The following is a 26,112-nucleotide window of genomic DNA, read 5'->3' as shown; positions in this document are numbered from 1 at the left end:
CCGCTTCGCCGCGTCTCACGACGGCTCCCCCCGGTGCCGCACCGCGGCGGCCGTCGCGGCGAGGAAGGCGTCCTCCAAACCACTCCGGCGGACGAACAACTCCCGCACGCCGATCCCCGCCCGCGCGGCCACCGCGGCCACCCGCTCGGTGTCGGCGGTGTCGACCGCCAGCTCGCCCTCGGCCTCCTGCCGCACCCGCAACCCGTCGCGGGTCAGGGCGACCATCAAGGCCGGCGCGCCACCAGTGCGCACCACGACGTCGGCGTGGGCGTGCCGTGCCACGAACTCCGGCAACGGCCCGGCCGAGACCAGCCGGCCGGCACCGATCACGATCAAGTCCTCCGCCAGCAGGGACATCTCCGCCAGCAGGTGCGAGGAGGCCAGCACCGTGCGTCCCTCCCCCGCCAGGCGGCGCAGCAGGTCGCGGATCCAGCGCACACCCTCGGGATCGAGGCCGTCGGCCGGCTCGTCGAGGATCAGGTACCCGGGGTCGCCGAGCAACGCCGTCGCCAGGCCCAGCCGCTGTTTCATGCCGAGGCTGAAGCGCCCGGCGGGCCGGCTCGCGACGGACTCCAGCCCGGCCGTGGCCAGCACCTCGCGGACCCGGCGAGCGGGGAGACCGCCGCCCACGGCGACCATCCGCAGGTGCGCGGCGGCCGTGCGGGCCGGGTGGATCGCACCCGCGTCGGTGAGCACGCCGACCGTCCGCAGCGGGTCCGGGACCCGCGCGTACGTGCGGCCGCCGAACGTCGTGCGGCCCGCGCCGCGCTCCAGGCCGAGCATGAGCCGGATCGTCGTCGACTTGCCGGCACCGTTCGGGCCCAGGAACCCGGTGACGACGCCCGGGCGCACGGTGAACGACAGGTCCTCGACGCCGGCCCCGCCGCGGTAGCGCCGCGTCAACCCCTCCGCGACGATCATCGCCGCACCGGCTCACCCGCGTCGCGGCGGCCGAAGGCGAACCACAACAGGCTGCCCAGGAACGGCGCGCAGAACGCGAAGACGACCCACACCAGCTTCATGCCCCCGCCCAGGCGGGAGCCGAGGACGCTGAAGAGCGCGGACACGAACAGCACGACGAAGGCCAGGACGGCCGCGCCGGCCAAGCCGAGCGCGAGCCACGACCACGTCGTCGCGTGATCTCCGGCGGCGGCGAGCGGGCTCATCGGGGTTCTCCTCACGGGATCTCGGCTGAGGACTCCACGATCGCCGCGCGAGCGTCCCGGCACATCGGATCTTCGGCTCGGCCGGGATAAGCGGAAAGTACTAGCCCGTGTCAACCCGCAGATAGTGTTGGGAATTCACCAATCGCGAGGCCCTACGGAAGTCGGCTCCGGCGGCGTGTGTCAGCGCGGTAAATTCCCCAAGCGCGCGCAAATCCGGCAAATCCCCGTCCCCCACGAGGAGTCTTCCGATGTCCAGGAAGTTCGCCCTGACCGGCGCTGTCGCGCTCGCGATCGCCCTCACCCCGCTCGCCGCGGGCACCGCGACCGCCGCACCGGCCTCCACCCAGCAGGAAGCCGCCGTCACCACGGTGTACTACAGCACGTCGGGCGCCCCGTCGTTCCGCTCGCAGATCAACCAGGGTGCCGCGAACTGGAACAACAGCGTCACCAACGTCCGGCTGGTCGAGCGGTCGTCCGGCGCGAGCCTGCGCTACGTCGAGGGCAACGACCCCCGTGGCTCGTACGCCCAGACCAACGGTCACGGCAGCGGCACCATCTTCATCGACTACGCCCAGGCCCAGCAGTACTACCCGGTCCGGATCACCGCGCACGAGACCGGCCACGCCCTCGGCCTGCCGGACCACTACTCGGGCCCGTGCTCCGAGCTGATGTCCGGTGGCGGTCCCGGCACGTCGTGCCGGGTCGCGGTCCCGAACTCGACCGAACGCTCCCGGGTCAACTCCCTGTGGGCCAACGGCTTCGGCGCGCAGAGCAACGCGCCCGAGCAGCGGATCTACGAGGACGGCACGGTCCTGACCTTCTGACCGGCCCCGGCACCACGGACGGCCCCCGGGGACACCTTCCCGGGGGCCGCTCGGCGCGTTCGGCGTGCGGGACCGGCGCGCATGATCAACGATCGAGACGTGAAGACCCCGCCGCCCCACGTGCTCGTCCTGTTCGGCGCCACCGGTGACCTGGCGCGCCGGAAGCTGTTCCCCGGGCTGTTCCGCCTCTACACCGCGAAGATGCTGCCCGACGGGTTCGCGATCGTCGGGTCCGGGCGGCACTCGCCGGGCACCGACGACGAGTTCCGCGACCGCATCGGCGACGCCCTGCGCGACACCCTCGGGGACGACTTCGACGACGCCGCCTGGCGCGAGTTCGCCCGGCGCCTGTCCTTCCGCGTCTCTTCCGCCGACGACGGCGCCGAGCTCGCCCAGCACGTCCGTGACCAGCGTGAAAGCCTCGGCGACGAGGCCCGGACCCTGCTCTACCTCTCGGTCCCGCCCGGCGCGATGACCGGGATGGCCGGCATGCTCGGCGAGACCGGCCTGGCCGACGGCGCCCGCCTGGTGCTCGAGAAGCCATTCGGCAGCGACCTGGCGTCGTCGCGCGAGCTCAACGCCGCCCTGCACGAGGTGTTCGCCGAGGAGCAGATCTTCCGGATCGACCACTTCCTCGGCAAGGAGGCGGTGCAGAACATCCTCGTGTTCCGCTTCGCCAACGGCCTGGTCGAGTCGCTCTGGAACCACGACCACATCGCCTACGTCCAGATCGACATCCCCGAGGAGATCGGCATCGAAGGCCGCGCCGCCTTCATGGAGTCGACCGGGACCTTCCGCGACATGGTCTCCACGCACCTGCTGCAGGTGCTCGGCTTCCTCGCGATGGAACCGCCGCCGGAGATCAGCGCCGAGTGGCTGCGCGCCGAGAAGCACAAGCTCTACCGCAGCCTCCGGCCGCTGGACCCGGGGAACGTCGTGTTCGGCCAGTACGAGGGTTACCGCGACGAAGAAGGCGTCGACGACGGCTCGGACGTCGAGACGTTCGTCGCGCTGGAGGCCCGGATCGACAACTGGCGCTGGCAGGGCGTGCCGTTCTACCTGCGGACCGGCAAGGCCCTGGCCCAGACCCGGCGCACCGTGACCATCGGGCTGCAGGAGCCGCCGCTGGCGATGTTCACCGGCGAAGACGACCTCGGCGGCGGCAACGAGCTCGTCTTCGAGCTCACCGAGCAGCCGCAGCTGACGCTGGAGCTGCGCGCGAAGCGGCCCGGTGCGGACCTGGAGGTCGGCAAGGCCGCGCTGACCCTCGACGTCGCCGGCATCTTCGACGGCGTCGAGCCGCTGGAGGCCTACCAGAAGCTGCTGCTCGACGTCATGCGCGGCGACCACACGCTGTTCAGCAGCGCCGGGGAGATCGAACGGCTCTGGCAGGTCTGCGAACCCGTCCTGCAGGCGCCGCCGAAGACCCGGCCTTACGCGAAGGGGTCGTGGGGTCCCGAAGCGGCACTGCGCCTGCCCGGCGAACGCGGCTGGCGGGTACCCGAGTGACCTACCTCCCGATCGCCGAGCACGGCCTGGTCGGCGACCTGCGCACGGCCGCCCTCGTCGGCACCGACGGCCGGGTGAGCTGGTTCTGCGCGCCGCGGTTCGATTCGCCGAGCGTGTTCGGGGCGCTGGTGGACGCCGAGCGCGGCGGCGACTGGGAGCTGGCGCCGGTGTGCGAAGTCACCGCGCGCCACCAGTTCTACTTCCCGGACACGAACATCCTCATCACCCGGTTCCTCACCGAGGACGGCATCGTCGAGCTGCAGGACTTCATGCCGATCCTGCGCCCGCACGACGACGGGCACCGGCAGCGGCTGGTGCGGCGCGTGGTGAACATCCGCGGCGAGGTCCGGATGCGCACCCGGGTGCGGCCGTGCTTCGACTACGGCCGCGACGTCCCGGAAGTGTCCGAGAAGGACGGACGCATCTCCTTCCAGGGCAAGGAGATGCGCGTCTGCCTCGACTCGTCGGTCACCCTGGACACCGGCGACGGCGCGGCCACGGCCGCGTTCGACGTCACCGCCGGCGACACCGAACTGTTCGTGCTGGAGGTGCTCGACGACGTGAACGGCGCCGTCGACCACCCCGCCGCCGACGCGGCCGAGGCCCAGGACCTGTTCGACGCGACCGTCGGGTTCTGGCGCGACTGGCTGTCCCGCTCGTCCTACACCGGCCGGTGGCGCGAGATGGTGCACCGCTCGGCGTTGACGCTGAAGCTGCTCACCCACGAGCCGAGCGGCGCGATCGTCGCCGCGCCCACCCTCGGCCTGCCGGAGCGGATCGGCGGGGAACGCAACTGGGACTACCGGCACGTCTGGCTGCGCGACGCCGGGTTCTCGCTGTACGCGTTGCTGCGCCTGGGTTTCACCGACGAGGCCGAGGCGTTCGTCGGCTGGCTGACCGACCGCGTCTCCGACGACCGCGACGGCGACCTCGGCCCGCTGCGCGTGATGTACTCCATCGACGGCGACGCCGACCTCACCGAACACGAGCTGGACCACCTCGAGGGCTATCGCGGCTCCCGCCCGGTCCGGCTCGGCAACGGCGCGGCCGAGCAGCTGCAGCTGGACGTCTACGGCGAGGTCATCGACTCGATCTACCTGTTCGACAAGTACGGCAAGGGCATCTCGCACGCCAGCTGGGCGAGCCTGTGCACGATGCTCGGCTGGCTGCTCGACCACTGGGACCAGCCCGACCACGGCATCTGGGAAACCCGCTCGGGGCAACGGAACCACACGTTCTCCCGGCTGATGAGCTGGGTCGCGGTGGAGCGGATGGTCCGGGTGGCGCGCCGCCGCGGCCTGCCCGCCGACCTCACGCGCTGGACGTCGGTCCGCGACGAGATCTACGGGCAGATCCAGGAGCACGGCTGGAACGAGGAGATCGGCGCGTTCGTCCAGCACTGTGAGCCCGGGGGCGAGCCCGGCACCGCGCTCGACGCGTCGCTGCTGCTGATGCCGATGGTGAAGTTCTGCTCCCCCACCGACCCGCGGTTCCTGTCCACTGTGGAACGCATCGGGGACGAACTGGTGCTGGACAGCCTGGTGTTCCGGTACAACCCGGAGGAAGCGCCCGACGGCCTCGACGGCTCGGAGGGCACGTTCTCGCTGTGCTCGTTCTGGTGGGTGGAGGCCCTCACCCGCGCCGGCCGCACCGACGACGCGCGGCTGGCGCTGGAGAAGATGTTCACCTACGCCAACCACGTCGGGCTCTACGCCGAGCAGATCGGCCTGACCGGGGAACAGCTGGGCAACTTCCCGCAGGCGTTCACCCACCTGTCCCTGATCAGCGCGGCCCTGAACCTGGACCGCGCCCTCGACACCTAGCCGGCCGCGTCAGCCGCGCCGGCCGCCGGCGGGGCCGGGGTCACCAGGGGTTGTTGGAGAAACCGTCGTCGTCGTCGATGTCGGCTCGGTGACGACGGCCGCGGCGTGGCTCCGCCGGGGCCGACGGTGGCGCCGGGGTGGGCGCGAACGGCGACGCCGCGCCCGCGCCCGGCTCCCCCGCGAACCCCTCCGGCTCGAAGCTCTGCGGGGCACCGGCGTCGCGGACGCCCCAGCCGGACTTCGTCTTGCGGTTGGCCATCTCCCGCACGTGCTGGACGTACCTCTCGGCCGCCTGCACCTGCTTGGTCATGTACTCCTGGGACTTGGCCTTGATCTCCTCGCCCTGCTGCTCGCGCAGGGAGCGGCGCTCGGCCTGTTCGCGGACGAGGCCGTCCAAGCCGGCCTTCATGCCCGCCATGTCGTCGCTCATGCGTCCTCCTCAGCCCGCGCTCACCACCGGCGGGGGGCCGGCGGCTCCTCGTCGTCCAGGGATCCGACGATCCGGCCGGTGGGTTCGGCCATCGGCTCGAAGACGGCGCCCTCGATCCGGTACGCCCGGTTCGAGCGCTCCTGGTCGCCGCCGCCTTGGCCACCGCCGCCCATGCCGCCCATCGGCATGCCGCCGCCCATCGACTGGCCGGCCTGGCCGTTCGCGCCGACCGCGGCCGCCGAGGCGAACGCGGGCGCCGCCGTCTGCTGCTGGCCGGCCCCCACCCCGCTGTGGACCCCCTCGGACAGCGACGGCGACTCGCCGAGCGAGCCCGTCACCGCGCCGGCGCCGCCCGTGTCGAGGCCGGCCGCGGACAGCGCGTGCGCGCCACCCCCGCCGCCGCCGGACGCGCCGATCCCGTCGAGGGTGCCGCTGTGCTTCGGCAGGTCGCCGGGTTTCGCGTCGGGGGTGTCGCCGAGGGCGTGCGAGGCCGTGTCGCCCTTGGTCTCGCCCCTGAGCGCGTCGTCGAGGTGCTTTTTGGTGTCGTCGTCCAGGCCGCCGGGCGACGTGTCGTCCTCGCCCAGGGTGTAGGTAGTCGGCTTGCCGGTGCCGTCGTCGACGGTCACGACCGTCGGGCCGTCCGCGCCGTCGGGCCGCTCGGCGGTGATCTTGAGGTCGCCGTCCTGGATGTGGATCTTGCCGTCCGCGCCCGGGTGGTAGACGCCGTCGGCGTCCGGCTTCCCCGGGTCGTCCGAGCCGGCGACGCCGAGGTCGGTCTTGGCGGCGTCGCCGTCGGGCCAGTCGAGCTTGAAGTCCTTCGCCGGGCCGTCGCCTTCGCCGACCTTGATGTCCATCTTGCCGTCGGAGTCCGGCTCGGTCATCTCGAAGGTCTTGTCACCCTGCTTGACCTTGAGGTGGTCGAGATTCTCGTCGCCGTCGGGCTTGCCGTCGCCGTCCAGGTCGGCCTTGCCGTCCTTGCCGGTGTCGGACTTGCCGTCGTCGAGCAGGCCGTCGCCGTCCTGGTCGGTCTTGATGCCGTCGCCGCCGAGCTTGTCCAGCGCGTCGGACGCCTGCTTCTTGGCGTCCTCCGCGGCCTTCTCGGCGGCCGCCTTGCCGTCCGCCGCGGGGTCCGAGCCGGACCCGGAATCCGAGCCGGAGCCCGATCCCGAGTCACTGCCGCTGCCCGAGCCGCCGAGGCCGCCCGCACCGTCACCGGAATCGGTCTTGATGCCCTCACCGCTGAACTGGCTCAACGCGTCGGCGGCCTTCTTCTTAGCCGCTTCCGCCGCCGCGGCGGCCGCGTCCTGACCGCCGCCGGCGCCCGAGCCGGAGCCGGTCCCCGACGGCGAGGTGTCGTCCCCACCGAGCCCACTGCCACTGCCGCTACCACCGCCACTGCCCGAGCCGCCGAGGCCACCCGCACCGTCACCGGAATCGGTCTTGATGCCCTCACCACTGAACTGGCTCAGCGCGTCGGCGGCCTTCTTCTTGGCGGCTTCCGCCGCCGCGGCCGCGGCGGCTTGACCGTCCGAAGAAGACGGAGGCGGCGTCGAGGACGGCGACGTGTCGTCGCCACCGCCCGAGCCCCCGCCACCGGACATGTCGGGGATGGACGGCACCGGGCCGCCACCACCGGCACCCGAACCCGAACCGCCACCCGAACCGGAGCCGGACCCACCGGAGATGTCCGGGATCGGCGGCACCGAACCGCCGCCGCCGGAGCCGGAGCCCGAACCGCCGGAGCCGGAGCCACTGCCGGAAGCCCCGGACGGTGTGTCGAAGTCCGGGATCGGCGGCACGTTTCCGCCGCCACCCGAACCCGAGCCGCCGGAACCCGAACCGCTGCCCGAGCCGGACCCGCCGGAACCCGAGCCGCTGCCCGAACCGGACCCACCGGAACCCGAGCCGGAGCCGCCGGACCCCGAGCCGCCGGCGCCCGAACCGGCACCGCCGCCCGAACCGCCGCCGTAGCCGCCGCTGCCCGAACCCGAGCCGCTGCCGGAACCACCGCCGTAGCCCCCGTTGCCCGAACCCGAGCCACCGGAACCCGAGCCGCCACCGGACCCGCCGGCGCCGGAACCCGAGCCGGAGCCCGAGCCGCCGGGCATGCTCACGCCCTCGAACTCGTTCTTGACCTTGCCCATGACCTTGTCGAGCGCGTCGTAGGCCTGGTCGACGAGGTCCTTCGTGTCCTTGCAGGTCTTGGCGAAGCCCTGGTAGAGCCGGTCCCACATGTCGGGGTTGAACTGGTTCTGGATCCACTGCTTGGCCAGGTCCTGGCCGTGCTTCTTGATCTCGTCGCCGTCGCAGCAGCCCTGGTCGTTGAGCGTCTTGACCAGGTTGGTGCCGAAGTTGGCGTCCATCCAGCCCGCGATCTGGGCCAGGTCCTTCTCGTTGCCGTGCTCGCCGCTGGCGACCGCGATGACCTTCTGCGCCATCGTGTAGTCGGCCTTGCCGACCACGTCGGTGTACATCCCGATGACCGCGTCGGCCTTGCCCTTGCACAGCTGGAAGACCGTGGTCGCGGTGCTGAGCGTCGCCTCGCCCGCGTTGCCGAGGGTCTGGGACAGCTTGTTCGCCTTGGGCAGGATCTTGTCGTTGTAGGTGTCCGACGACGCGTCGGCACCGGCGCCGGTCCAGCTCTGGTACAGGCTGGACAGCTCGGTGCCGGTGTTCTCCACCGTCTTGTCCACCGTGGTCGAGCCGGTCTTGAAGTGGGCGGCGTCCTCGACGAAGTTCTGGAAGCTGATGCCGCGCTGCTCGTCGAACGGCTTCCGGATGTCCTTGTCCAGGTCGAGCGCGCGGGTGTTGCCACGGCAGTCGTCCGGGACCTTCGCCAGCAGCGACCCGAACGTCTCGAACAGCTTGAGCGCGGGCGCGGCGGCGTCGAAGATCTCGTCGGACGTCTTCGTGCCGGTGCCGGCCCCGCCACCGGACTCGTCCGCGGCCGGGGGCTTGGTGTCGTCGAGCTTCTTCTTGCCGTCGTCGACGGCCTTCTTCTCCTGGTCCTCGTTGTAGCTCGCCTGGTCGCCGGCCTTCTTCGCCGTGTCGTAGGCCTCGTCGAGCGGGACGCCGGAGAAGAGCGGGTTCGCGTTGTAGGCGGTGGCGAGCTTCTCGGCTTCCTGCCGCTTCGCCTTGATGTCGTCCGGTTCCTGATCGGCCAGGAACGGCGGGGGCGGCGGGTTCTCCCGCATCCAGCTGCTGATCAGCACGGTCTTCGTCTGGGCGGGCACGCTCGGGTCGTCGAGCACCGCCTTGACCTCGGTCCAGGTCTTGGCCATTACAGGTCAGCCCCCGCGGTGTTGATCGCGCCCGACTGGTTTTCCTCGTTCGCGCCGTAGCTGCTGCCGGCGGTGCCGAGGTTCGTGCCGAACGAGCCCAGCGTGCTGCTGTACCCGCTGACCGCGGCCCACAGCGCCGTCACCCCGGCGGTGTACTTCGCGGCGTGCTCGCCGTGGGCCTGGCCGAAGCCGGCCGCGTCGACCGGCGTGCTCGACAGGTCCGGGTTGTCGTCCAGCAGCTGTTCCGACAGCTGGCCGATGTTCTTCGACGCCGACGACAACGCATCGGTCGTCGCGGTGTACCCCCCGCTCATTCAGAGCCTCTCGTCAGATCCGCCGGTCACGCCCGCGAGCGCTTCCGTGAGCACTTCGGCCACCGAACCCACGTCGGTGAACCGGTCGAGCTGGTCCAGGTCGATCGTCACCCGGAAGTAGACCTCCAGCGCAGCCAGCAGCTTGATCCGGCCTTTGGAGTCGATGCCCAGCTCCTCGAGAGGAGCGTCGGGCTCGACGCCGGCCGGGTCCAGCATGAAGGTCTCGCTGACGACCTTCGTGACCTCGGCGCGGTGATCACCCACGGAAGTCACCATAACGCGCCTTGGCGGCCGACCGGGCGACCTTGCCACTGGAAGTGCGCGGAAGTCCGCCGGAAGGGACCAGACGTACCGAACGCAGCGTGAGGTCGTGTTCGCGCGACACCGCGCGCAGCACCGCCCTGGTCACTTCCCGGACATCCGCTTGGACATCTGCGCCATCGGTGTCACGCGCCCACTCGGCCACCACCACCGCGCCCTCGCCGTCTGCGTCGGCCACGCCGAACGCGGCGACGCGGTCCCGGCGGACGGCCGGGTGTGCTTCTCCCGCGGCGGCCTCGATGTCCTGCGGGTGGAAGTTGCGGCCGTCGATGACGATGAGGTCCTTGATCCGGCCGGTGACGTAGAGGTCGCCGCGGTGCACGACCCCGAGGTCGCCGGTGCGCAGCCAGCCGCGCAGGCCGTCGAGGGTGGCGCCGAACGCGCCGGCGTCCCCGCGGCCCCAGTAGCCGGTCGCCACGTTCGAGCCGTGGATCCAGATCTCGCCGACCTCGCCGCCGGGCTGCTCGCGGCCGTCCCGGACGACCCGCACGCGCTGCCCGACCGGACGGCCGACCGACACGAGTTCCTGGCCGCCGACCACTTCGACGGCCTTGCCCTGCGCGAGGGCGTCCCGGTCGAACACCGCGCCGCGCGGGCCTTCGGGGCCCGCGCTCGTGACGTACACGGTGGCCTCGGCCAGACCGTAGGACGGGCAGTGGGCGCCGGGGCGGAACCCGCGCGGCCCGAACACTTCCCGGAACCGCTCGACGGTGCGCGGCCGGACGGGTTCGCTGCCGTTGAGGGCGACCCGCACGCCGGAGAGGTCGAGGTCGTCGCCGGCCTCGGCCGCCGCGTCGGCCGCGAGGTCGAAGGCGAAGTTCGGGGCGGCGGTGAACACCGCCGGGTAGTCGTGCAGCTGCCGCAGCCACCGCTGCGGCCGGTGCACGAACTCGGCCGGGGCCATGAACACCGAGCGCCCGCCGGCGAAGACGGGCAGGCACAGCAGCTGGATCAGGCCCATGTCGTGGAAGAACGGGATCCAGCCGGCGCAGGTCGTGCCCTCGTCGACGGCGTAGGCGCGGCTGCCCTGCCAGCAGGCCGCGACGATCGCGCGGTGCGGGATCACGGCGCCGGCCGGTTCCCGCGTCGAGCCCGAGGTGTATTGGAGGTACGCCGGGGTTTCCGCCGTCACCGGCACCGGATCGACGCCCGGGCCGGAGACTTCGTCGACCACGACGAGGTGGTCGAAATCGCCGGCTTCGCGCACCCGGGCCGCCGCGGCCGAGGACGTCAGCCAGACGCGCGCGCCGCAGTCGGCCAGCACGCCGGTGAGCCGGTCGCGCTGGCCGCGGCTCGACGGCGCCATCAGCGGCACCGCGACCAGGCCGGCGGCGAGCGCGGCGAAGAACGCGAGCGGGTAGTTCAGGTCCTGCCCGGCGAGGATCGCGACGCGCTCCCCCGGCTCGGCGACCCGGCCCAGCTCCCCCGCGACCACGCGCACCCGCGCGGTGAACTCGGCCCACGTCAGCGTGTGCTCGGCGCCGGCGCCGTGGTCCTGGTGCGTGAACAGCGGACGCTCGTCGGCCGCACGCGCGAAGAGGCACTCGACGATCGAGGTGCGCAGCACCTCTTCGGGCACGTTCACCGGCGGCTCGGGCGGACGGGACGCATGGGGGCAACTTACCGCGCGCCGCCCGCGCTCCAGGCTCGGGTGGTGGCGCGGACGTTCCGCTTGGCGGTGGCCCAGAGCGAAATAGTCGAAGATCCTTCCGACGTGGCCGCTCTCCGCGCGTCGGGTGCCCGGCTGCGCAGGCTGATGGCCGAGGCCCGGGACGCGGGCGCCCGGCTGGTGCAGTTCCCCGAAGGGGCCATCACCTACCCGCACAAGCGGGTGATGCCGGTGCACGGCCCGGACCGCGTCGGCCCGGCCGACTGGACGCGCGCGGCGTGGCCGGTGCTGCGCGCGGAGGCCGAGGCGATCGCCGAGCCGGCCGGGTGCCTCGGAATCTGGGTCGCGTTCGGTTCGATCCACCCGCTGAGCGACGGCAACCGCCCGCACAACAGCCTTTACGTCGTATCGGACACCGGAAACCCGGTCGGCAGGTACGACAAGAGGTTCCTGTCGAACACCGAGGTGCGGTACCTGTACTCGCCGGGCACCGAGCCGCTGGTCTTCGAGATCGACGGCTTCCGGTTCGGGTGCGCCCTGTGCATCGAGGTCAACTTCCCCGAGCTGTTCGCCGAGTACGAGCGCCTCGACGTCGACTGCGTCCTGGTGTCGGTGATGGTGGACGACGCGGCCCGGGCGACGGTCGCCCAGGCGTACGGGACGCTGTACAGCTACTGGCTCGGCTACTCGGTGCCCGCGCAGTTCGCGGCCACCGTGCCCGCCGGTGTCGTCGCGCCGGGCGGCCGGTGGATCGCGCGGGCACCTTCGCGCGCGGAACCCGCGCCGGCTATCGCGGACCTCGAGCTGTCGGATCCTGATGTCGCCACGGCGGTCCAGCTGGCGCGACCTTGGCTTCGCACCGCGCGAGCCGGGCTGTACGACGACCACGTCGTCCACGGCGACCCGCGAAGTGACGACCGCGGCACCTTTTGACCGGCCACACACAGCTCTAGCCGTCCCGCAGGACGACGGAATCGAACGCGTCGAATGCCGTGGCGGTCACATCACTCCCCGTGTTCGCCGCGCCCCGGCCGAGTAATCACTCGGACGTGTCACAAAGGCCGGTGAACCCCCTCGAATGCCGCAATGGACGCTACTCGGTGTCGATCATCGGCAAAATACCCTGCGCCGAAGTGGCCACTTCGAGTTGTTTGTTTTCCGGAAGATCACGTTTTGCGAACGCGGGTAACCACCGCGGAACTCGAGCCCCTTGGCAGCAAGCGCGATTTTGATAGCGTGGCCGAGCTTTCCTCCGCGGACCGAGTCACGCTCGGCCCGCCGTCGCCGCACGTTTTCGCGGCCCATTTTTTTGAAAGGACCTCGTACATGCGCACAACCATGCTCCGAGCCGGGAGCCTGGCCGGCCTGACCGCCGTCGTCCTGGCGACCGGAGCCACCGGCGCCACCGGTGCGCCGGCCGAGGACGCGGGGGTGACCGGCTCCGCGTTCGGCGCGTCCGCCGCGGTCTCCTTGCTCCCCGGCGTGCTGAAGGATCTGGCCGGTGGCAAGGGGATCACCGTCGAGACCGGCAAGCTGGCGCCGTCGAGCAGCACCGGACCGACCTCGGCGAACGTGGCCGACGCCCCGCTGAAGGGGCTCGTCACCGCGAAGGCGATCTCCAGCTCCGTCGTCTCCGACACCACTTCGGTCGCGAGCAAGGCGAGCATCGTCGAGGCGACGCTGCCCGTGCTGGCCGCGGTCGCCGGCCGGGTGCCGTCGGCGCGGGTGATCAGCGCCCGCTGCGCGTCGGCCGACGGCAAGGTCGTCGGCAGCAGCGATCTGGCCGGGGTCAACCTCGGCCGGCTCGGCACGATCCCCGCGGAGGCCGCGCCCAACACCCGCCTCGGCATCCCCGGCGTGGTCGAGGTGATCGTCAACGAGCAGAACCAGCGCTACGACGGCGGCCTCGACGTCACCGCGCTGCACGTCAAGCTCCTCGGCGGCGACGTCACCGGCGCGCTCGGCAGCGGGGACGTCAAGCTCGCGTCCGTGTCCTGCGGCCCGGCGAAGGAACTCGCGCCGCAGGCCCCGCCGCGGGAGCAGAACCCGGGCCAGGTCACCGTCGTGCCCGCCGGTGCCCCGCAGACTGGCGACGGCAGCCTCGCGACCGAGGGCTGAGCCGATGCGCCGCGCACTTCTCTTCGTCCTCACCGCGCTGCTGCTCGCCGGGTGCGGCGCCACGACGCCGACCGCGGCCGGGAACCCGGCGCCCGCGCCCGCCGCGGCCGCCCCCGCCGGGCTGACGCGGTCCCTGCCCACCGCGATCGACGTCCCCGCCATCGACGCGCAGTCGTCGCTGGTGTCGCTCGGGCTCAACGCCGACAAGACCGTCGAGGTCCCGCCGGTCGACCAGCCCCTGCAGGCCGGCTGGTACGAGTACGGGCCGACGCCCGGCGAGGTCGGCCCGGCGGTCATCCTGGGCCACATCGACGGCGACCACCGGAAGGGCATCTTCTGGCGGCTGCACGAGATGAAGGTCGGCGACCAGGTGCACGTCGACCGCGCGGACGGCGGCAAGCTCACGTTCACCGTGGCGAAGGTCGACCAGATCGCGAAGAAGGAGTTCCCGACGGAAGCCGTGTACGGGAACACGAACGAGCCGGAACTGCGGCTGATCACCTGTGGTGGCAAGTACGACGCGGCGAGCCGCAACTACCTCGACAACGTGATCGTCTACGCGAAACTGCTGAAGTAGCCCACCGGTCGTGAGTGTTCAGGGCGGTTAGAACCGCCCTAAACACTCACGACCACTCGGGACGGGACGAGCCGCGCGGCACCAGGACCGTGCGGTAGTGGCCCGGCGTCGCGGACATCCGGACCTGGTCGGTGACGCCCTGGTAGTGCCCGAGCGGGGTGTCGGCGGTGAAGGTCTCCGGGTCGAGGTAGGCGTGCGCCTCGCCGCGGCCGGCGGTGTCGAGCGCGTAGGCCTTGTCGAACACGCCCATGCTCAGGATCCACAGCGCGGCGCGGGTGAGCGAGACGTGCACGCGGTAGCTGCCGCCGTCGGTCGCCCGCCGCGTCAGCGCTTCGACGATCCCCGCGGCCATCAGCCACGAGACGATGTAGTCGTTGACGACGAGGATCGGCGGCAGCGCCGGGGTTTGCCCGTCCCCTTCCAGGTGCATCATCCCGGTGAGGCTGCCGGCGGTCTGGTCGAACCCGATCCGGCCGGCCCACGGCCCGTGTTCGCCGTTGAGCGACGCGGTCGCGTACACGATTCCCGGCCGGGTTTCCGCCGCCTGCTCCGCGGTCAGCCCGATGCGCGCGAGGTAGCCGGGCCTGCGGTTGGCGTAGAAGACGTCCGCCGTGCCGAGCAGCTCCCGGATCTTCTGGGCACCTTCCTCTTTGTACGGGTTCACGATGGCCGATCGGGTCCCGACGTTCGCCGTCACGTAGGTGACGTCGTGCTCGAGTTCGCCGGGGCGCCACAGGTTGAGGACGTCGGCGCCGTGCAGGGCGAGGGCGCGGCCGACGCCCGCGCCCGCGATCACGTGGCCCATGCCCAGCGCGCGGACGCCGGACAGCGGATCGGCGGCGCCGGCGGGCAACGGCACCGGGTCGCTGTCGGCGATCTTGGTGATCTCGATCAGCGGCAGCCCGGCCAGGGTTTCCCGGTAGTGCGGCTCGGCGAGCAGTTCGGTGGTGGTGCGCAGCATCGGCAGCACGGTCCCGGCCGCCACCGCGGCCTCTTCCAGCTCGATGCCCTTCCAGCCCGCGACGGCGGCGGCCACCCGGTCCGGGTCGTCCGGGACGTCGAGCAGGCGTTGCGCGGCGATCTTGATCTTCGGGTACGGGTTGAGCGGCATCACCCAGCGGTCGTCGGCGGTGCGGTAGAACCGGAACCCCAGTGCTTGGCTCGGGTTGGCCGCGGCGTTCTGCGGGAAGCCGTTGACCAGCTCCCACTTCCGGTCGTAGAACGGGCACAGCCGGTGCGGCGCGACCCGCAGGTCGACGCCGATGTCCTGGCCGTCACCGCCGCGCAGCCGCCAGAGCTTCGCGATCGCCGCCGACTTCGCGGCCAGCGCGACGGCCGACGCGCCGCCGAGGCGCAGGGTGCTCGGGACGACCGGGTCGGCGCCGTCGAAGGTGATCGTGCCGCCGGTGTCGGCGGGGCTCATCCCGATGCCGGACAGGAGGTCGGCGAGCTCGGCGTGCGGGTCGAAGGCGTCGTCGGCCGCCGGGTGGGCGATCGCGTGCTCGACCCGTTCGGTGAGCGTCATCGGTGGTCCTCCCCCTTCAGGAGTTCTTCGGGTACGGGCACGAGCCGGGCGCGCAGGTACTCCCCGACCGCCTTGCCGACCTGGTCGACGCGCAGGTTCGCCGAGCCGCCGGTGCCGAGCAGCCCGCGCAGGACGAAGTGCACGGCCCGCAGGTGCGGGAACTCGTGCCGGACGATGTCGAGATCGGCGGTCTCCGGCAGCAGTTCGCGGAGTCTCGCCGTGCTCAGTGTCCGCCGCAGCCACGGCCAGGCGTCCGGATCGGCGGTCCAGACGCCGAGGTTGCAGTTGCCGCCCTTGTCGCCGCTGCGGGCGTGCGCGACGGTGCCCAGCGGCACGAGCCGCGTTCCCGCCGGCTCCTCGGCGGGTTCCGGGTGCGCCGGTTGGTCCACAATGGACGTCTGGGGTGCTGGCGCGACGTCCCGGGTCGGCCCGTCGGCGAAAACCACGCGGTGCGGCACGACGCCGGCGTCCAGCACAGCGGGCCAGTAGTCGATCCGGGGCCGCGGCCGGACGGCGAGTTCACCGCCGCCGTCGTGGAAGAACCCGGGAATGCTCTGGAGGTAGAGGCTGCCGATCCGGCGCGCGAGCCCGAAGCGTTCCAGGGGTTCCCGGTCGCGGGACGTCGCCATGATCCGGACCGCGGCCGTCGCGTCCCACTGGCTGCCGGGGTCCTCGGCCGGGACGCCGATCCGCGTGACGTCGAGCTCGACGCCGTCCGCGCGGCCGAGTTGCTCGCGCAGCAGGGCGATCTTCGCGTCGATGTCGAGGCCGGTGACGTAGACGGTGTTGACGACGCTGAACCCGATCTGCCCGAACACGGCGACCTTGGTCGTCGGGGGCGGCGGCGAGCCGGTGACGCCGGTGATCGCCACCCGGTCGGGGCCGGCCGGGGTGAGGCGGACGTCGTCGAGGTGCGCGGTGACGTCGGGGTTGAGGTAGCGCGGGCCCTGGATCTCGTAGACGAGCTGGGCCGTGACGGTGTCGACGGTGACCGTGCCGCCGTCGCGGGTGTGCTTGGTGATCACGCTGCCGCCGTCCGCGGCGATCTCGGCGATCGGGAAGCCGGGTTTCGCCATGCCCGGGACGCCGGTGAAGCCGGAGAAGTTGCCGCCGACGGCCTGCGGCCCGCACTCGATGACGTGCCCGGCGACGACGGCGCCGGCGAGCCGGTCCCAGTCGCCAGCGTCCCAGCCGTGCCACCACGCGGCCGGCCCGGCGGCCAGCGACGCGTCGGTGACCCGCCCGCACACGACGACGTCGGCACCGCCGGCCAGCGCGGCGGCGATGCCGTGGCCGCCGAGGTAGGCGTTGGCCGCGATCGGCGTCGTGTCCCAAGTCGAGAGCGGACGCCCGGTGTCGAGGTGGGTCAGCGGGTGCGTGGCGGCCAGCTCGTCGAGGTCCGCGAGGAGGTTGTCGCCTTCGACGTGCGCGACGGAGAGGGTCACGCCGGCTTCGGCGGCGGCCGCGCGGACGGCGCCGGCCAGCCCGGCGGGGTGGAAACCACCGGCGTTGGTGACGACCTTGACGCCGCGTTCGGCGAGCGTCGCGAGGTGGGGCCGCAGCTGGTCGAGGAAGTATTCGACGTACCCGCGCGAAGGATCCCGCCGATGCCGCTCGGCGAGCATGGCCAGGGTGATCTCGGCGAGGTAGTCGCCGGCGAGGACGTCGACGGGGTCGCCTTCGAGGGCCTCGGCGAGCGCGGTGAAGCGGTCGCCGAGGTAGCCGGAGAAGGTGCCGATCCGGATCGCCCGGTCCCGCATCCCCGCTCCTTCCGCCGACGGCTGGGCTTCCGACGCTAGCCGCCCGGCGGGAGCGCGGCATCCCCGGCTTGCGCCGGGCCGCACCTCGGCGACGAGGTGCGGCCCACGCGCCGGCAGCATCGGCGCCCACGCCCGGTCCGGCGCGCCGGCCGACCCGCATCCCGCCGACTCACGCCCCTGGCTGCGAGGTGCGGCGCATGCGGGCACGGAGATCGATTCACTCGTTCGGGGATCATCCCGTGTCCGCCGCTGACCTGCGGATTCAAGGTCCTTGCAAGGTTTCGCCACGGCGAACCGGGCATCCTTGTGGGGTACGCCGGACCGGGCCGTCGAGGGGGCGGCGCCGGTCCGGCTGCGTGGCCTGCGCGGTGACGACCAGGCCGGCCCCGTCGCGGGCAGCGCGCCGGTCGGTCACTTCCCGGACGGTGCCTGGAGGATCCACGTGCGCCCGTCGGGATCCCGGACGCTCATCTCGCGCGTCCCGAAATGCGTGTCCTCGAACGGGCTGACGACCTCGACCGGCGCGCCGGCTTCGAAGGTGTCCTCGGCGGGGACCTTGATGACGACCTGCATCCCGGTCGGCCGGTCTTCCGGCACCTCGGCGACGAACAGGTAGGCGCCGTCGCCGTTGCGCAGCAGCCCCGAGTTATGGTCGGTCGCGAAGTCGATCTCGAACCCGAGTGACTGGAAGAACTTGGCCGACTTCCCCCAGTTGTGCGTCTCCAGGTACAGGGCTTCGACGCGGTCACTCTTCATCGCTGTTCTCCTTCGGAGTCGGCCGTGGTGGCGAGGTACCGGCGCAGCGCCTCGGTGACGAGGGCCGACAGCGACTGCTCGGTGTCCACGGCGTGGTGCTTGACCTCACGGATCAAGTCCGTCGGCAGGTACACGTTGAACTGCTTGACGTCCTTGTCGCTCATGACAGGATGCTAGCACGCTAGCCATCTAGCCGTTGAAAAGCCGTGAAGGGCACCTTCAGGGACTCTGAGTCCCTGAAGGTGCCCTTCACGGCAGGCCAGGTCGGGGTCAGCTCGCCAGGACGACCGAGCGGGTCAGGTGGGCCGGACGGTCCGGGTCGCGGCCCGCCGCCTCGGCGAGGGCCACCGCCAGCCGCTGGACCAGCACCAGCTCGGCCAGCGGGTCCAGTTCGCCCTGGCGCAGGTACGCACCGGTCGCCTCGATCTGGGCGACCAGGCCGGGGTCCGGCGGCGCCAGGCTCCAGACGGCGCGGCCCGGGGCGGCCACCGCGATCGGGCCGTGGCGGTACTCCATCGCCGAATACGACTCCGTCCACCAAGCCGCCGCTTCGCGGACCTTCAGCGCCGCCTCGTTCGCCACCCCCACGTGCCAGTCCGCACCCAGGAACGAGATCTGCGACGCCGCGAGCAGCTCCGGGGCGAGCGGCGTGGTCAACGCCGAAGAGACGTCGGCCAGCGCGCGGTCCGTCGGCAGGCCCAGGTGCGCGCGCAGGAGCAGCAGCTGCGTCGTCGGGAACCGGGTCTGGACCACCGAGCGCTCGTCGGCGTACGGCAAGCAGACGACGTCGTCCGCCAGCCCCGCCGCCGGAGAGCCGCCCACCGCGGTGATCGTCGTGACGCGGGTGCCCGGGCGGATCCGCTCCAGCGCGGTCAGGATCTCCGTCGTCGTGCCGGAGCGGGTCATCGCCACCACGCGGTCGTAGGGCCGGTCGAGCTTCGCCTCCGACGCCGCGAAGACGTCGGTCAAGCCGTGGCCGGCGTCCTCGCGCAGCTGCGCGTAACTCTGCGCCATGAACCACGAAGTACCGCAGCCGATGACGGCGACGCGCTCGCCCGCGGCGGGCAGCGACGGCGCGTGCAGCGGCAGTTCTCGGACCACGCGCGCCCAGCACTCCGGCTGGCTGGTGATCTCGTCGAGGGTGTAGGACATCGTTCTCCCGAATCAGTGGCCGAGAAGGGTGCGCAGTGCGGGCTGGAGGCGGTCGCCGTGCGCGCGGACCAGGTCGTCGCACAGCTCCCAGATCCGCTCGACCGGCAGCGTCGCCGCGGTGGCGGGGTCGGTCATCGCGGCGTGGCGGATGTGGCGCGGGTCGTCCTCGATCGCCGCGCGCACCACGAGGTCGTTCATGCTCAGGTACGTCCGGTTGAGCGCGGCCAGCTGCGGCGGCAGCGCGCCGATCCGGGTCGGCCGGACGCCGGTGCCGTCGACCAGGCACGGCACCTCGACCACACCCCCGGCCGGCAGGTTCTCGATCAGGCCGCGGTTGACGACGTTGCCGTAGACGGTGCGCGGGGTGCCGGTGACGATGCTGTGGATGATCTGCGGCGCGTACTCGTTCGTGCCTTCGACGGGCAGCGGCTCACCGGTGGCGACCGCGTGGCGCGTCCGCTCGTACTCGGCCTCGTTCTCCGCGACGATCTCCAGGTACGCGCCGACTGGCAGCCGCAGCCGCTCGATCTCGCTGTCGTGGTGCAGGTACCAGGGCACGTACTCGGCGGAGTGCTCACTGGTCTCGGTCGGGTAGTAGCCGAGGCGGCGGAACATGTCGAACCGGACGCGCCGCCGCAGCTGCTCGTCGCCCTCGGCCAGCGCCGCCAGCCGCGGGTACAGGTCGGCGCCACCGTGCTCGAACCGCAGCACCCAGGCCTGGTGGTTGACGCCGGCCGCGACGTAGGTGACCTCGTCGAACGGCACGCCGACCAGCTCGGCGAGCCCGTGCACCGTCCAGTACACCGAGTGGCACAGCCCGACGACGCGCGTCAGCCCGGTGGCCTCGCTCAGGTACTGGACGTTCATCGCCATCGGGTTCGTGTAGTTGAGCAGCCAGGCATCCGGGCAGACGTCGGCGATGTCCGCGCCGAGTCCCTTCAGGAACGGGAACGTCCGCAGCGCGCGGAAGATCCCGCCGATGCCGAGGGTGTCGCCGATGGTCTGGTGCAAGCCGAACCGCTCGGGGACGGCGAAGTCGGTGCGCGTCGACTCCCCCATCCCGATCTGGACCATGTTCACGACGAAGTCCGAGCCGGCCAGGGCTTCCCGGCGGTCAAGGTGCGCGGTGAGCACCGGTTTGACGCCGCGGGCGGCGGCGATCTGCCGGGCCGCGGCCAGGGCCGTCGCCAGCCGTTCCGGGTCGATGTCGTGCAGGGCGACGTGCACGCCGTCCAGCTCGGAGTAGGCGAACAGGTCGGCGAGCAGGCCCTGGGTGAACACGACGCTTCCGGCGCCGACGAAGGTGATCTTGGGAGGGGTGGTCATGAGTGATCCGATTCGGTGCGTTCGAGGTGGACGAGGACGTCGTCCCACGTGGCCTGGCCGGCGGTGCCGCCGCGGGCGCGGACCGAGAAGCCGCCGCAGACGACGCCGCAGCGCAGCGCCGTCCCGAGCGGCAGCCCGGCCAGGACGCCGGTGAGGAACCCGGCGTTGAAGCTGTCCCCGGCGCCGACGGTGTCGACGGCGGTCGCCGGAATCCCCGGCGCGGAGGTGAATTCGCCGTCGCGGCAGGCGAAAGCGCCTTCCGCGCCGTCCTTGACGACGACGGCCGGGCCCCGCGCGGCCAGCAGCGCGGCGGCTTCCCGCGCGCCGGCCGCGCCGGTCAGCCGGACCGCCTCCGCCGCGTTGGGCAGCAGGAAGTCCGTCTCCCGCAGCAGCTCCCCGACGTCCCAGGTCCCGGCCGGGTCGTCGTTGGTGTCGACGGACGTCGTCGCGCCGTGCCCGCGAGCGCTGCGCAGCAGACCCGGCAAGGCGGGCGCGAGCTTCGGGAGCAGGAAGTACGACGACGAGTGGACGTGCCGGCTCGCCGCGAGCAGCTCCGGCGGGACGTCGTCGGCGCTGGTCGCGGCCAGGGTCCCCGGCGCGGTGACGATCGCGCGGTCGCCGTCGCGGGTCAGGACGGTGGTCAACGGCGTCGGCAACGACGGGTCGATCCGCAACGCGCTGGTGTCGACGCCGCGTTCGTCGAGGGCGTCGCGGACGAACCGGCCGCCGGCGTCGTCGCCGACGCGCCCGGCGAAGGCGACCTTCAGCCCCAGCCGGGCGGCGCCGGCGGCGGTGATGGCGCCGGAGCCACCGAGGGTGAGCACGCCCGAGCCGGCGAGCTGTTCCCGCTGGCCGAACACGAGGTCTGTCCGAAGTGGACCGATGATGACGTCGGGGTTGGCGTCGCCGACCACGAGCAGGTCGAAACGGTGCATGGCGGCCCTAGCCCTTGAGGCCGCTGGAGGTGATGGACTGGATGAACGTCTTCTGCGCGCCGAGGAAGGCGAGCAGCACCGGCAGCACGGTGATCACGTTGCCCGCCATGACGGCGGCCCAGTTGGTGTGGTGCTGGCCCTGGAACGTCGTCAGGCCCAGCTGCAGCGTGTAGACGGTGTCGTGGTTGACCGCGATCAGCGGCCAGGTCAGGTCGTTCCACGTGCTCAGGAACGTCAGCACCGCCACCGTGCTCAACGCGGGCCGCGACAACGGCAGCACGATCGTGAACAGCACGCGCAGCCGTGAGCAGCCGTCGATCCACGCCGCTTCTTCGAGCTCCCGGGGCAGCGACAGGAAGAACTGGCGCAGCAGGAACACCGCGAACGGCGTCACCAGCGACGGCACGATGAGCGCGCCCAGGCTGTCGATCAGGCCGAGCTTCTTCATCACCAGGAACGTCGGGATCATGGTCAGCTGGAACGGGATCGCCATCGTCGCGATCATCACCGCGAGCAGCGCCCGCGACCCGGTGAACCGCATCCGCGCGAACGCGTACCCGCCGAGCGCGCCGAACAGCAGGTTCGACACCACGGTCACCGCCGACACGATCAGCGAGTTCGTGAACCAGCGCACGAACAGCGCGTTGTCCAGGACGTAGCGGTAGCCCGAGAAGTCCACGTGGGACGGCCACAGCGCGGGCGGGAACCGGTTGATCTCGGCGTTGCTCATCACCGAGCTGAGCAGCAGCCACACCAGCGGCGCGGCGAACACGAGCGCCAGCGGCACGAGCAGCAGGTGCCACGGGCTGAACGGCAGCCGGGGGCGGCGCAGCACGGGCAGGACGCGCGGCGCGGGCACGCCGTCGAGCCGGGCGGTCATCGGAGCACCTTCCGAACCGTCTTCCGGGGGCGGCGGAGCAGGCGGACGGCGACCACGACGACGAGCAGGGCGAGCGCGAGCACGTAGGCCGACGCCGCGCCGTAGCCGGCGGTGAAGTTCTTGAACGCCTGCTCCCAGACGAAGTAGACGATCACCGTGGTGGAGCCGAGCGGGCCGCCCTTGGTCGTCACGTACACCAGGTCGAACACCTGCAGCGACGTGATCAGCTGCCACACCACCAGGAACGCCGTCACCGGCATGATCGCCGGCAGCGTGACGTGCCGCAGCACCCGCCAGGTGCCCGCGCCGTCCAGCCGCGCGGCTTCGACCAGCGACGGCGGGACGTCCTGCAGCGCGGCCAGGTACACGATGACGCAGAAGCCGGTGCCGCTCCACAACGTGATGGCCACGAGCACCAGCAGCGCCTGCCCCGGATCGGTCAGGAAGCCCTGCGGGGACACGCCGAGGTGGTGCAGCAGCGAGTTGGCCGCGCCGAACTGCGGGTCGAGGATGAACGAGAAGAGCACACCCTGCGCGGTCGCCGAGAGCACGAACGGCACGAAGACCAGCGTCCGGTAGACGCCGATCAGCCGGATGCGCCGGTTCAGCGCCTGCGCCAGGAGGAAACCGAACAGGATGCTCAGCGGGACGTAGAGCACCGTGTACAGCAGGGTGTTCCCGACGGCCTGGGCGAAGTTCGGGTCCTGGGCGAGCGCCGCGTAGTTGTCCCAGCCGACCCACCGGCTGGGCGTCACGAGGTCGTCGACCTGGAACGACAGGAGCAGCGACCAGGCCACGGGCAGCACGCCGAGGCCGAGGATGATGAGCACGGCGGGTGAGACGTAGGCCCACGCGGCCGCGGTCTCGCGGCGCCGGCGGCTCTTGATGTGATTCTGAGCGGGCGTGACGGTGATGGCCTTCGGCAGTCCGGGCATGGCGGCTCCCTAGCGGGGGATGATCAGGGCGGCGTTCGCGGCCGCGGCGCAGTCCCGCAGCGCGTCGGCCGGGGTGGCCCGGCCGAGCAGCACGGCGACGATCGCGGTGCCCACGGCCGCCGAGATCTGCGGGTAGGCCGGGTGCACGGGCCGGACCCGTGCGTGATCGAGAGCGTCGACGAAGACCGGCAGCCCCGGCGTCTCGGCCGTTTTCTCCTGCCACGCGGGCAGTTCCTGCGTCCGGCGGCTCAGCGGCAGGCTGCCGGCACCGTCGTCCCAGCGGACGTCCTGGGCCGGCTCGGCCAGCCACGAGAGGAACGTGCGCGCCGCCGCGACGCGCTCCTCGCCGTTGTCGAAGAGCGTCCAGGTGTCCGGCCCCGAAATGGTGCCGGGACGGCCGCTGAAGCTGGGCAACGGCACGACCGCGTAGTCGACCCCGGCGTCGGCGATGTCGGGCAGCTGCCACGGCCCCGTGGGGACCATGCCGATGTGCCCGGATTCGAACGCCTGGTACATCTGCTCACTGCCGGTTTTCGGGTCCAGGTACACGGCCTTCGCGGCGGCGAGGTCGCGGACGACTTCGAGGGCGCGCACCCCTTGGTCGGCGAATCCGATGCCGCGTCCGCCGGCCCCGATCACCTCACCGCCGAGGTCCCACACCATCGGCCACAGCCGCCACACGGTGTCCTCGTCGCCGGTGGCGGGCCAGGCGGTGCCGAAGGTGCCGCTGCCCGCGTCGGTGAGCTTCTTCGCCGTCTCGACGAATTCGGCCCACGTCCAGCCCGCGGCGGGCAGCGGGATCCCGGCCGCGTCGAACAGCGTCTTGTTGCACACCACGGCCAGCGAGTCGAGCAGCGCCGGGACGGCGCGCACCCGGCCGTTCACCGTGACCGCGTCCCGCGCCGGGGTCCAGAAACCGGGACCCGCGTCGACGAGGTCGGTGACGTCGACGACGCTCGGGCTGCGCGCGACGCTGGCGAGGTCCGAGCCGAAGACGTAGGCGATGTCCGGGAAGGACCCCGACGCGAGCGCCGCGGTGATCTTCTGCAGCATCGCATCGGCGAGGACGCCGCCGCCGAGGTCGATCCGGATCCCCGGGTGGGTCCGGTGGAAGTCCGCGACGAGCTCGTCGAGGACTTTCTTGCCGGTGTCGGTCTGGCCGTGCCAGACCTCGACCGTCACCGGGCCACCGCCGCTCCCGCCGGCCGTGCCGCAGCCGGCCAGCGCGGTGCCGAGGGTGAGACCGCCGACCCCGCGCAGGAAACCCCGCCGGTCCATCAGCAGGTCTTGCGGACGTAGCCGGACTCGCCCTTGGGGACGACGTCGAGGTCCCGGCGGACGATGCTGAGCGAGCTCCACCGGCTGCAGGCGGTCTTGAGACCGCTGTCGGTGTACTCGATGACGATCACGTGGTCGCCGAACGCGGGGGTGAACTCGCCGCAGTTCTTCTGCTGCCCGCACTCTTCGGCGATGGCGAAGTCGAGCCCGTTGGCCTGGCGCTGCCCGGCCAGCTCGCTGGTGTTCTTCTGCCCGATGGCAAGGCCCTTCGCGTGGGCGTGGGCGGAAAGCAGGCGGATGTAGGCCTGGGCGTCGCTGTCGGACAGGAGCCCCCGGGAGCGTGTGAAGCTGTCGTAGTTGTCCGGCTCGATCGCCTGGTAGCCCCGCGCGGCGCAGTCGTCGACCCAGGCGTTCACCTTCGCCGCGACGCGCGTGCGCTTGTCCGCGGTGCGCAGGTCGAGCAGCGCCTCGTCCCAGTCCTCGTCTATGACGACGTTGCCGTTCGCGTCGCGCAGCAGCAGGTCGCCCCACTCCCCCTCGGCGCCGGGCTGGGACTGGAAAGCGTTGACGTAGCAGATGTTGTAGAGCCCGGCGGCCGGCGCGGCCGTGTGGTCGCGGCTGACGACCTTGACGCCGCTGGGCGGGGTGTAGGCGCCGCCGATCTGGTAGTCGAAGCCCGCCTTGACCGGTGGCGGGGTGACTGCGGCCGGAGCGGCCGAGGCCGTGCACGCGGTACCGCCGAGGACGGCGGCCGCGAGCGCGGCGCCGGCGAGGAACTGAACGCGGGAGAAGGGCATCATCGAACTCCGGATGATGGTGGGCACGACCCCGCCTCGGACCACGAGCGCGTCCTGGCGACTCAGTCCGGGCTCGCGGCGGAGGCCGACATACCGGCTGGGCGTACCTCTGACGTCGGGCGTCCGTTCCGACGTGCCCAGAAGTAAAGCGAGCAGGACCGGGCATGTCAAGTGCTCGATACTGGGGTTTCTCCGTCGTTAATGGACAGTTTCGAGCACTCGCGGGTCAGTTCGCGCCGACTCCGCGCAGCAACGTGCCGACCAGCAGGTCCGCCGCCTCCGGAGCGCCCGACGGTTGCCGCGACGCGAGGTGCAGCAGCTGGACCAGGAGCTGGTAGACCCAGCCGGCCGGGACGTCCGCCCGGAAGAAGCCCTCGGCGGTGGCCCGCGCCAGAAAGGCTTCCACCTCGGCGATCACCCGGCCACGACGGTCCTGAATGGACGGTTCGGCGCGCATCCGGGTCAGCTCGACCGGCCACTTGCGGTTGACCTCGATGACGCTTTCGGCGTACCGGTGCAGGGCCACCGGCACGGGCGCCTCGCGCAGCCGCGCGTGCTCGACGGCCTCCTCGATCGCCGCCAGCCGGGCGTCGTAGACCGCGGCCAGCAGCTCGTCCCGGGACGCGAAGTGGCGGTAGACCGTGCGGCGGTCGACGCCGGCTTCGGCCGCGATCGCGGCGACGCTGGCCGCCGGGTCCGCGGCGAGCATGCGCGCGCCCGTCGTCAGGACGGTCTCGAGGTTGCGGACCGCGTCGGCTCTCATGACGTCAAGTTAGCACGTCTTTGTGACTGTAAC

General features: G+C 71.9%; 25 protein-coding genes. 6 read left to right on the top strand and 19 right to left on the bottom strand.

Features of this window, described 5'->3' with window-relative positions; translation table 11 throughout:
- Positions 1 to 15: 15 nt before the first annotated feature.
- Positions 16 to 921: an ATP-binding cassette domain-containing protein gene (locus OG494_RS09170; protein WP_328453883.1), complete on the bottom strand. Its 906-nt coding sequence runs from the start codon at positions 919 to 921 to the stop codon at positions 16 to 18.
- The gene (locus tag OG494_RS09165) at positions 918 to 1,166 is read right to left on the bottom strand and encodes a PLD nuclease N-terminal domain-containing protein (protein ID WP_328453881.1); all 249 of its coding nucleotides are present in this window, start codon (positions 1,164 to 1,166) and stop codon (positions 918 to 920) included. Before OG494_RS09165 ends, OG494_RS09170 begins: the two co-directional genes overlap by 4 nt.
- 248 nt (positions 1,167 to 1,414) lie before the next feature.
- Between OG494_RS09165 and OG494_RS09160 the strand changes: the two genes are divergently transcribed.
- The 3 genes from OG494_RS09160 (at position 1,415) to OG494_RS09150 (ending at position 5,322) form a co-directional block, all read left to right on the top strand.
- Positions 1,415 to 1,990 (top strand): snapalysin family zinc-dependent metalloprotease, encoded by a 576-nt coding sequence (locus OG494_RS09160; protein ID WP_328453879.1) that lies wholly within the window; start codon positions 1,415 to 1,417, stop codon positions 1,988 to 1,990.
- Between the two features lie 81 nt (positions 1,991 to 2,071).
- Positions 2,072 to 3,499 carry a glucose-6-phosphate dehydrogenase gene (gene zwf / locus OG494_RS09155; RefSeq protein ID WP_328453877.1) on the top strand — a complete coding sequence of 476 codons (1,428 nt, stop codon included), beginning with the start codon at positions 2,072 to 2,074 and terminating at the stop codon, positions 3,497 to 3,499.
- On the top strand, positions 3,496 to 5,322 hold the full coding sequence (locus OG494_RS09150; RefSeq protein ID WP_328453875.1) for a glycoside hydrolase family 15 protein: 1,827 nt from the start codon (positions 3,496 to 3,498) through the stop codon (positions 5,320 to 5,322). The genes zwf and OG494_RS09150 overlap by 4 nt, the downstream gene beginning before the upstream one ends.
- A gap of 40 nt (positions 5,323 to 5,362) precedes the next feature.
- Here the strand turns inward: OG494_RS09150 and OG494_RS09145 are convergent, their stop codons facing one another.
- From OG494_RS09145 to OG494_RS09125, 5 genes are read right to left on the bottom strand one after another with little or no spacing between them, the layout of a single operon-like run.
- Positions 5,363 to 5,752, bottom strand: a complete 390-nt coding sequence (locus OG494_RS09145) for a hypothetical protein (protein ID WP_328453873.1) — start codon at positions 5,750 to 5,752, stop codon at positions 5,363 to 5,365.
- Positions 5,753 to 5,772: 20 nt separating this feature from the next.
- Positions 5,773 to 9,033, bottom strand: coding sequence for a WXG100 family type VII secretion target (locus OG494_RS09140; RefSeq protein WP_328453871.1), 3,261 nt, complete (start codon positions 9,031 to 9,033; stop codon positions 5,773 to 5,775).
- On the bottom strand, positions 9,033 to 9,347 hold the full coding sequence (locus OG494_RS09135) for a hypothetical protein (RefSeq protein WP_328453869.1): 315 nt from the start codon (positions 9,345 to 9,347) through the stop codon (positions 9,033 to 9,035). The genes OG494_RS09140 and OG494_RS09135 overlap by 1 nt, the downstream gene beginning before the upstream one ends.
- Positions 9,348 to 9,611 (bottom strand): acyl carrier protein, encoded by a 264-nt coding sequence (locus OG494_RS09130; protein ID WP_328453867.1) that lies wholly within the window; start codon positions 9,609 to 9,611, stop codon positions 9,348 to 9,350.
- Positions 9,604 to 11,253 (bottom strand): fatty acyl-AMP ligase, encoded by a 1,650-nt coding sequence (locus OG494_RS09125; RefSeq protein ID WP_328453865.1) that lies wholly within the window; start codon positions 11,251 to 11,253, stop codon positions 9,604 to 9,606. The genes OG494_RS09130 and OG494_RS09125 overlap by 8 nt, the downstream gene beginning before the upstream one ends.
- Before the next feature lie 24 nt (positions 11,254 to 11,277).
- On the opposite strand from OG494_RS09125, the gene OG494_RS09120 reads away from it, so the two are divergent.
- From OG494_RS09120 to OG494_RS09110, 3 genes are all read left to right on the top strand, one after another.
- Positions 11,278 to 12,210: a carbon-nitrogen hydrolase family protein gene (locus OG494_RS09120; protein ID WP_328453863.1), complete on the top strand. Its 933-nt coding sequence runs from the start codon at positions 11,278 to 11,280 to the stop codon at positions 12,208 to 12,210.
- Between the two features lie 393 nt (positions 12,211 to 12,603).
- Positions 12,604 to 13,395 (top strand): choice-of-anchor P family protein, encoded by a 792-nt coding sequence (locus OG494_RS09115; protein WP_328453861.1) that lies wholly within the window; start codon positions 12,604 to 12,606, stop codon positions 13,393 to 13,395.
- Between the two features lie 4 nt (positions 13,396 to 13,399).
- A complete protein-coding gene (locus OG494_RS09110; RefSeq protein ID WP_328453859.1) occupies positions 13,400 to 13,972 on the top strand; it encodes a class F sortase in 573 nt (190 codons plus the stop codon).
- A gap of 46 nt (positions 13,973 to 14,018) precedes the next feature.
- On the opposite strand, the gene OG494_RS09105 is transcribed toward OG494_RS09110, so the two are convergent.
- The 12 genes from OG494_RS09105 to OG494_RS09050 all read right to left on the bottom strand — a co-directional run bounded on the left by OG494_RS09105 (position 14,019) and on the right by OG494_RS09050 (position 26,079).
- Positions 14,019 to 15,497: a CoA transferase gene (locus OG494_RS09105; RefSeq protein ID WP_328453857.1), complete on the bottom strand. Its 1,479-nt coding sequence runs from the start codon at positions 15,495 to 15,497 to the stop codon at positions 14,019 to 14,021.
- A complete protein-coding gene (locus OG494_RS09100; RefSeq protein ID WP_328453855.1) occupies positions 15,494 to 17,257 on the bottom strand; it encodes an acyclic terpene utilization AtuA family protein in 1,764 nt (587 codons plus the stop codon). Before OG494_RS09100 ends, OG494_RS09105 begins: the two co-directional genes overlap by 4 nt.
- 411 nt (positions 17,258 to 17,668) lie before the next feature.
- Positions 17,669 to 18,013, bottom strand: coding sequence for a VOC family protein (locus OG494_RS09095; protein WP_328453853.1), 345 nt, complete (start codon positions 18,011 to 18,013; stop codon positions 17,669 to 17,671).
- Positions 18,010 to 18,177, bottom strand: coding sequence for a ribbon-helix-helix domain-containing protein (locus OG494_RS09090; RefSeq protein WP_328453851.1), 168 nt, complete (start codon positions 18,175 to 18,177; stop codon positions 18,010 to 18,012). Before OG494_RS09090 ends, OG494_RS09095 begins: the two co-directional genes overlap by 4 nt.
- A gap of 106 nt (positions 18,178 to 18,283) precedes the next feature.
- On the bottom strand, positions 18,284 to 19,165 hold the full coding sequence (locus OG494_RS09085) for an SIS domain-containing protein (RefSeq protein ID WP_328453849.1): 882 nt from the start codon (positions 19,163 to 19,165) through the stop codon (positions 18,284 to 18,286).
- A gap of 12 nt (positions 19,166 to 19,177) precedes the next feature.
- Positions 19,178 to 20,491: an alpha-glucosidase/alpha-galactosidase gene (locus tag OG494_RS09080; protein WP_328453847.1), complete on the bottom strand. Its 1,314-nt coding sequence runs from the start codon at positions 20,489 to 20,491 to the stop codon at positions 19,178 to 19,180.
- Complete coding sequence (locus OG494_RS09075; protein ID WP_328453846.1) at positions 20,488 to 21,426, bottom strand: carbohydrate kinase family protein; 939 nt, start codon at positions 21,424 to 21,426, stop codon at positions 20,488 to 20,490. Before OG494_RS09075 ends, OG494_RS09080 begins: the two co-directional genes overlap by 4 nt.
- Positions 21,427 to 21,433: 7 nt before the next feature.
- Complete coding sequence (locus OG494_RS09070) at positions 21,434 to 22,306, bottom strand: carbohydrate ABC transporter permease (protein WP_328453844.1); 873 nt, start codon at positions 22,304 to 22,306, stop codon at positions 21,434 to 21,436.
- Positions 22,303 to 23,241 (bottom strand): carbohydrate ABC transporter permease, encoded by a 939-nt coding sequence (locus OG494_RS09065; RefSeq protein ID WP_328453842.1) that lies wholly within the window; start codon positions 23,239 to 23,241, stop codon positions 22,303 to 22,305. The genes OG494_RS09070 and OG494_RS09065 overlap by 4 nt, the downstream gene beginning before the upstream one ends.
- 9 nt (positions 23,242 to 23,250) lie before the next feature.
- Positions 23,251 to 24,519, bottom strand: coding sequence for an ABC transporter substrate-binding protein (locus OG494_RS09060; protein ID WP_328453840.1), 1,269 nt, complete (start codon positions 24,517 to 24,519; stop codon positions 23,251 to 23,253).
- Positions 24,519 to 25,343 (bottom strand): endo alpha-1,4 polygalactosaminidase, encoded by an 825-nt coding sequence (locus tag OG494_RS09055; RefSeq protein ID WP_328453838.1) that lies wholly within the window; start codon positions 25,341 to 25,343, stop codon positions 24,519 to 24,521. Before OG494_RS09055 ends, OG494_RS09060 begins: the two co-directional genes overlap by 1 nt.
- Positions 25,344 to 25,542: 199 nt before the next feature.
- Positions 25,543 to 26,079, bottom strand: a complete 537-nt coding sequence (locus tag OG494_RS09050) for a TetR/AcrR family transcriptional regulator (RefSeq protein WP_328453836.1) — start codon at positions 26,077 to 26,079, stop codon at positions 25,543 to 25,545.
- Between the last annotated feature and the right edge of the window lie 33 nt (positions 26,080 to 26,112).

The organism is Amycolatopsis sp. NBC_00438, from assembly GCF_036026695.1.
In the GTDB taxonomy this organism is placed as follows: domain Bacteria; phylum Actinomycetota; class Actinomycetes; order Mycobacteriales; family Pseudonocardiaceae; genus Amycolatopsis.
This window is presented reverse-complemented; position numbering and strand designations above follow the sequence as displayed.

Coding starts and splice junctions, on each gene's coding strand:
- OG494_RS09085 (WP_328453849.1), bottom strand. CDS start 19,165: ATGTCCTACACCCTCGACGAGATCACCAGCCAGCCGGAGTGCTGGGCG.
- OG494_RS09065 (WP_328453842.1), bottom strand. CDS start 23,241: ATGCCCGGACTGCCGAAGGCCATCACCGTCACGCCCGCTCAGAATCAC.
- OG494_RS09090 (WP_328453851.1), bottom strand. CDS start 18,177: ATGAGCGACAAGGACGTCAAGCAGTTCAACGTGTACCTGCCGACGGAC.
- OG494_RS09070 (WP_328453844.1), bottom strand. CDS start 22,306: ATGACCGCCCGGCTCGACGGCGTGCCCGCGCCGCGCGTCCTGCCCGTG.
- OG494_RS09120 (WP_328453863.1), top strand. CDS start 11,278: ATGGGGGCAACTTACCGCGCGCCGCCCGCGCTCCAGGCTCGGGTGGTG.
- OG494_RS09095 (WP_328453853.1), bottom strand. CDS start 18,013: ATGAAGAGTGACCGCGTCGAAGCCCTGTACCTGGAGACGCACAACTGG.
- OG494_RS09140 (WP_328453871.1), bottom strand. CDS start 9,033: ATGGCCAAGACCTGGACCGAGGTCAAGGCGGTGCTCGACGACCCGAGC.
- OG494_RS09100 (WP_328453855.1), bottom strand. CDS start 17,257: ATGCGGGACCGGGCGATCCGGATCGGCACCTTCTCCGGCTACCTCGGC.
- OG494_RS09105 (WP_328453857.1), bottom strand. CDS start 15,497: ATGACGCTCACCGAACGGGTCGAGCACGCGATCGCCCACCCGGCGGCC.
- OG494_RS09165 (WP_328453881.1), bottom strand. CDS start 1,166: ATGAGCCCGCTCGCCGCCGCCGGAGATCACGCGACGACGTGGTCGTGG.
- OG494_RS09080 (WP_328453847.1), bottom strand. CDS start 20,491: ATGACCACCCCTCCCAAGATCACCTTCGTCGGCGCCGGAAGCGTCGTG.
- OG494_RS09160 (WP_328453879.1), top strand. CDS start 1,415: ATGTCCAGGAAGTTCGCCCTGACCGGCGCTGTCGCGCTCGCGATCGCC.
- OG494_RS09170 (WP_328453883.1), bottom strand. CDS start 921: ATGATCGTCGCGGAGGGGTTGACGCGGCGCTACCGCGGCGGGGCCGGC.
- OG494_RS09145 (WP_328453873.1), bottom strand. CDS start 5,752: ATGAGCGACGACATGGCGGGCATGAAGGCCGGCTTGGACGGCCTCGTC.
- zwf (WP_328453877.1), top strand. CDS start 2,072: ATGATCAACGATCGAGACGTGAAGACCCCGCCGCCCCACGTGCTCGTC.
- OG494_RS09115 (WP_328453861.1), top strand. CDS start 12,604: ATGCGCACAACCATGCTCCGAGCCGGGAGCCTGGCCGGCCTGACCGCC.
- OG494_RS09110 (WP_328453859.1), top strand. CDS start 13,400: ATGCGCCGCGCACTTCTCTTCGTCCTCACCGCGCTGCTGCTCGCCGGG.
- OG494_RS09135 (WP_328453869.1), bottom strand. CDS start 9,347: ATGAGCGGGGGGTACACCGCGACGACCGATGCGTTGTCGTCGGCGTCG.
- OG494_RS09060 (WP_328453840.1), bottom strand. CDS start 24,519: ATGGACCGGCGGGGTTTCCTGCGCGGGGTCGGCGGTCTCACCCTCGGC.
- OG494_RS09050 (WP_328453836.1), bottom strand. CDS start 26,079: ATGAGAGCCGACGCGGTCCGCAACCTCGAGACCGTCCTGACGACGGGC.
- OG494_RS09075 (WP_328453846.1), bottom strand. CDS start 21,426: ATGCACCGTTTCGACCTGCTCGTGGTCGGCGACGCCAACCCCGACGTC.